Below are 587 nucleotides of genomic sequence, written 5' to 3'. Positions count from 1 at the left end.
GATCAGGCCGTGCGGCTGTGGTCGAAGACCTTGAGCAGCTCGTCGGGCGCGGCCTGGAGCGTGCGCCGGCCCAGAGCGGCGAGCACGGCGAGCGTGAGGACGAACGGCACGAGGTTGAGCGCGAACTGGTTGACCGCGACGCCCGCCGTCTGCAGCACCGACGCGAGCGAGAGCGCGGCACCGAACAGGTAGGCGCCCGCGAGGATCCGCAGCGGGCTCCACATCGCGAAGATGACGAGCGCGACGGCGATGAACCCGCGGCCGGCGACCATGTTCTCGAACCAGCTGTTCGTGTAGGCGATCGACAGGTGGGCACCCGCGACCCCCGCGAGCGCGCCGCCCGCGACCGTCGCGCCGTACCGCACCGCCGTGACGCTGTACCCGTGCACCTCGAGCGCCTCCGTCCGCTCCCCCGCCGTGCGCACGAGCAGGCCGACGCGCGTGCGGAACAGGACCCACCACACGAGCGGTGCCGCCACGTACGCGACGTAGACGAGCGGGTCGTGGTCGAACAGCACAGGCCCGACGCCCGGGATCTCGGACAGCACCGGGACGGGGACCGTGTCGAACGCGTTGATCTGCCGGCT

At 72.1% G+C, this 587-nt stretch carries 1 protein-coding gene; it reads right to left on the bottom strand.

The features are described 5' to 3' along the window. Positions 1–2: 2 nt before the first annotated feature. The coding region (locus tag OMK64_RS20310) for an ABC transporter permease (RefSeq protein WP_272730162.1) at positions 3–587 on the bottom strand (585 nt) is incomplete at its 5' end.

Source organism: Cellulomonas fimi (assembly GCF_028527925.1).
GTDB classification, from domain to species: domain Bacteria; phylum Actinomycetota; class Actinomycetes; order Actinomycetales; family Cellulomonadaceae; genus Cellulomonas; species Cellulomonas fimi_C.
This window is presented reverse-complemented; position numbering and strand designations above follow the sequence as displayed.